General features: G+C 72.6%; 4 protein-coding genes. 1 reads left to right on the top strand and 3 read right to left on the bottom strand.

Going from position 1 to position 4,259, the window contains the following annotated elements:
• Nucleotides 1-894 (bottom strand): SGNH/GDSL hydrolase family protein (locus CCN29_RS31775; RefSeq protein ID WP_086685995.1); only part of this gene is annotated, 894 nt, incomplete at its 3' end.
• Nucleotides 895-1,057: 163 nt separating this feature from the next.
• Between CCN29_RS31775 and CCN29_RS31770 the strand changes: the two genes are divergently transcribed.
• Nucleotides 1,058-2,446, top strand: a complete 1,389-nt coding sequence (locus tag CCN29_RS31770; protein ID WP_006135895.1) for a cystathionine beta-synthase — start codon at nt 1,058-1,060, stop codon at nt 2,444-2,446.
• 365 nt (nt 2,447-2,811) lie between these two features.
• Here the strand turns inward: CCN29_RS31770 and CCN29_RS31765 are convergent, their stop codons facing one another.
• Nucleotides 2,812-3,237 carry a hypothetical protein gene (locus tag CCN29_RS31765; RefSeq protein ID WP_006135896.1) on the bottom strand — a complete coding sequence of 142 codons (426 nt, stop codon included), beginning with the start codon at nt 3,235-3,237 and terminating at the stop codon, nt 2,812-2,814.
• Nucleotides 3,238-3,360: 123 nt separating this feature from the next.
• A partial coding sequence (locus tag CCN29_RS31760; protein ID WP_143661431.1) for an LCP family protein occupies nt 3,361-4,259 on the bottom strand: 899 nt, incomplete at its 5' end.

Below are 4,259 nucleotides of genomic sequence, written 5' to 3'. Positions count from 1 at the left end.
GGCCTCCGCCGCCGCCCGCGCCACCGGCAGGAACCCCTCCCGGCGCGCGGCGTCCGGCCGCTCCTCCTCCGCCGGCCACAGCCCCAGCGCCGCGCACACCGTCGGCAGCACCGCCATCGCCGCCGTCGCGTACCCCTCCGCCGAGGGGTGGTAGCTGTCCGGGCCGAACAGCTCGCGCGGGTTCGCCGCGAACTCCGGACCCAGCAGGTCGCCCAGCGACACCGTGCGCCCCCCCTGCTCCACCACGCCGATCGTCTGGGCCGCCGCGAGCTGCCGCGAGGCGCGCCGGGCCAGCCAGCGCAGCGGCTGCCGCACGGGCTCGATCGTGCCGAGGTCCGGGCACGTGCCGACGACCACCTCCGCGCCGGCCGTCCGCAGCCGGCGCACCGCGGAGGCGAGGTGACGTACGGACCGGGTGGGCGGCATGCGGTGCGTGACGTCGTTCGCGCCGACCATGATCACGCAGATGTCCGGCACCCGCGACGCGTCCGCCAGCGCCAGACTCACCTGCCGGTCCAGGTCGTCCGAGCGCGCCCCGGGCACGGCGACCGTGGACAGCCCCACGGGGCGCTCCGCGATCGCCGCCACCCCGGACGCGAGCAGCGCGCCCGGCGTCTGTCCGGCCCGGTGCACGCCCTGCCCGGCCGCCGTGGAGTCGCCCAGCATCGTCAGCCGCAGCGCCGGTTCGCCCGGCACGGTCCAGGAGGCGCCGTACAGCCCGTCCGCGTTGGGCACATGAGGACTCGTGCCGTTGCCCACCCGGCGCCGGGCCAGCTGCGCCTCCGCCAGCAGCAGCCCCATGGCCGCCGCCCCGGCCAGCCCGATCCCCCCGCCGCCGTACGCGGCGCCGGCCGCGATGCGCCGGGCCACTCGCGCCCTCGACATCCCCGTCATGACCGCCGCCACCTCCTCGTAGCCGTACACCCAGTGCTTGCCCCGTACGGACGGTGCTCCAATCCCCACGGGGAGTGAACGACCCGGCCGGGTCCGGCACCGGGAAGGGCCTAGGCTGGCAGCACCACCACGACCACCCCTTTTGCAGCATCCGGAGACAACGGTGCAATTCCACGACTCGATGATCAGCCTCGTCGGCAACACCCCGCTGGTGCGGCTCAACAGCGTGACCAAGGGCATCAGGGCCACCGTCCTGGCCAAGGTGGAGTACTTCAACCCGGGCGGCTCCGTGAAGGACCGCATCGCCCTGCGCATGATCGAGGCGGCCGAGAAGAGCGGGGAGCTGAAGCCGGGCGGCACCATCGTCGAGCCGACCAGCGGCAACACCGGCGTCGGACTCGCCATCGTGGCCCAGCAGAAGGGCTACAAGTGCATCTTCGTCTGCCCGGACAAGGTGTCCACGGACAAGATCAACGTCCTGCGGGCGTACGGCGCCGAGGTCGTCGTCTGCCCGACCGCCGTGGACCCCGAGCACCCCGACTCCTACTACAACGTCTCCGACCGGCTGGTGCGTGAGACGCCCGGGGCCTGGAAGCCGGACCAGTACTCCAACCCCAACAACCCGCTCTCCCACTACCACTCCACCGGCCCGGAGCTGTGGGAGCAGACGGAGGGGAAGATCACCCACTTCGTGGCCGGCGTCGGCACCGGCGGCACCATCTCCGGCACCGGCCGCTACCTGAAGGAGGCCAGCGACGGCCGCGTGAAGGTCGTCGGCGCGGACCCGGAGGGCTCGGTGTATTCGGGCGGCTCCGGCCGTCCGTACCTGGTGGAGGGCGTCGGCGAGGACTTCTGGCCGACCGCCTACGACCGGGACGTCGCGGACGAGATCGTCGCCGTCTCCGACAAGGACTCCTTCCAGATGACCCGCCGGCTCGCCAAGGAGGAGGGCCTGCTGGTCGGCGGCTCCTGCGGCATGGCGGTCGTGGCGGCGCTCGAGGTGGCCTCCCGGCTGGGCGAGGACGACGTGGTCGTCGTCCTGCTGCCGGACAGCGGACGCGGCTACCTCAGCAAGATCTTCAACGACGAGTGGATGGCCGACTACGGCTTCCTCGAGGACAGCGGCCCGAGCGCCCGCGTCGCCGACGTCCTGGACGACAAGGAGGGCGGCCACATCCCGTCACTCGTCCACATGCACCCCGACGAGACCGTCGGCCAGGCCATCGAGGTGCTGCGCGAGTACGGCGTCTCGCAGATGCCGGTCGTCAAGCCCGGCGCCGGCCACCCGGACGTGATGGCCGCCGAGGTCGTCGGCTCGGTGGTGGAACGCGAACTGCTGGACGCGCTGTTCAGCAAGAGCGCCTCGCTCGACGACCCGCTGGAGAAGCACATGTGCGCGCCGCTGCCGCAGGTCGGCTCCGGCGAGCCGGTCGCGGACCTGATGGCCGTGCTGGGCAAGGCGGACGCGGCGATCGTGCTGGTCGAGGGCAAGCCGACCGGTGTGGTCAGCCGTCAGGACCTGCTGTCCTTCCTCGCCAAGTCCGGAGCCTGACGGAAGCCGACAGGACCTGACGGACCGTCGGTCCCCGCGCGGGCGTGCCGCGCGTGCCCTTCGCGGAAGTGGTACGAGCACGTCACGCCCGCGCAGCACTCGCTTAACACAGCCACGGCACAGTGGTGGATGTCGGCGGGACGGGAGCGGCTCCCCGTTCCGGCCGGCGGCCACACGGCGTCGAAGGACCTCCGGAGCGGCTCCCGGACCTCCATGGACGCCTGTGCAACGCTCTACGCCTCTGGCGGAGCGCGTGTTCGCGGGGACCGCCGTCGTCCCGCCCCCCGGCAACGGGGGTGCGGCGGTCCCCGCGCACATTTTTTCCCCGGACGTGCCTTTCCGGACCTGACCCGGCCCCCGGCGGCTCAGTCCTCCCAGGCGTCGTCGTCCCGTGCGGCGCGACGGCCCCGGAACAGCTCCGGGTTGCCGCGCACGACCTGGACGACGTTCACGCCCACGATCCCGGCCCAGGCGACCAGCAGCCCCGGCAGGTCGGCCACGCCCCCGCCGATCGCGGACAGCGGCACCGCCAGCACCAGTGACACGATGCCGAAGCCGAACCGCTCGCCCCAGGAGTCCGTGACCTTCGGCGCCCGCGCGTCACGGGCGGACGTGAGCTGCCGCTCGGCCAGCTGCCGGCGCACCCGGCGCTCCACGGCGCCGTCGATGCGCTGGTCGACCTTCTCCAGGAACGAGTCGACCAGGGCGGACTCGTAGTCCTCGCCCAGTTCCCTGCGGGCCTGCAGGGAGGCGTGGAGTTCCTTCTTCAGCTCGGCGTCCCGCGCGTCCATTCCGGTCATGCCTCACAAGGTAGGCACGCGGGAGCCCGGCCGCACTGGGGGTAACCCCCGTTCCCGGTCTCGGGCCGGCCGCCGTACCGCACCGGCCCGAGCCCCGATCTCCGGTCCCCGCTCTCAGCCCTTGCACATCTTCTCGTCGGCCCGGGACTGCGGGACGTCGACCTTCCTCGGCGTCGCGACCGGCACCCCGGCCTTCTTGAAGTCGGGGCCGAGGGTCAGCGTCATCGGTCCTTCGCCGCCGGCCTTCGCGGACGGCTTCAGCGCGGCGGCGGGCAGGCCCATCAGGTCGGCGAGCTCGCGCGCCTGGTCGGCCTGGGCCGGGGCGTACACGAGCCGGGTGCGGGCGACCTTCGCGGGGGCGTTGCCCTGGTTCGCCGACCGGGACACCCCCGCGCTGCTCTGGAGCCAGGCGACGGTCTCCCCGGCCGCGCCCTGCGGCCCCCCGCCGTTGCGGACGTCGACCTGCACGGCGGACGCCTCGGCCCGCGGCCCGTTCAGCAGCGCGGCCTGCTTGTCCTTGGCCTTCTTCTGCTGCTTCTTCACCTCGGTGAACGACACGTCGTCCTGGAGCATGGAGAACACCTGCGGCGCCTTCTCCGGGTTCGGGACGACGGTCACCGGCGTCGGCTCGTCCGGGTTGTCGACCACCGGGAGCGTCATCAGCGTGATGTTCTTCAGGTCGATCTTGCCCAGCTCCCGGGCGAGGGTGAGCAGTTTGGAGGCGCTGCCGATGCCCTGGTCCACGGTGAGGGACTTGGTGGCCGCGTCGGCGACGTCCAGCATCTTCGACGGGCTGCTCAGAGTGTCCTCCTTGAGCCGGCGCAGCATCGACGCGACGAACTTCTGCTGCATCCCGATCCGGTCCAGGTCGCTCTCGTTCTTCAGCCCGTGCCGGTTGCGCAGGAACGACAGCGCCTCCTCGCCCTGGATGGTGCTCTTCCCGGCCGGGAGGTCGAGCTTCGTGCCGCCGTCGGTGTCCTTCAGCGGCTTCTCCAGGCACACCTCGACGCCGC

Source organism: Streptomyces pseudogriseolus (assembly GCA_002154585.1).
Lineage (GTDB): Bacteria > Actinomycetota > Actinomycetes > Streptomycetales > Streptomycetaceae > Streptomyces > Streptomyces pseudogriseolus.
This window is presented reverse-complemented; position numbering and strand designations above follow the sequence as displayed.

What these genes read in the sequence shown, in the direction of transcription:
- CCN29_RS31765 (WP_006135896.1), bottom strand. Translation starts at nt 3,237, where the DNA reads ATGGACGCGCGGGACGCCGAGCTGAAGAAGGAACTCCACGCCTCCCTG.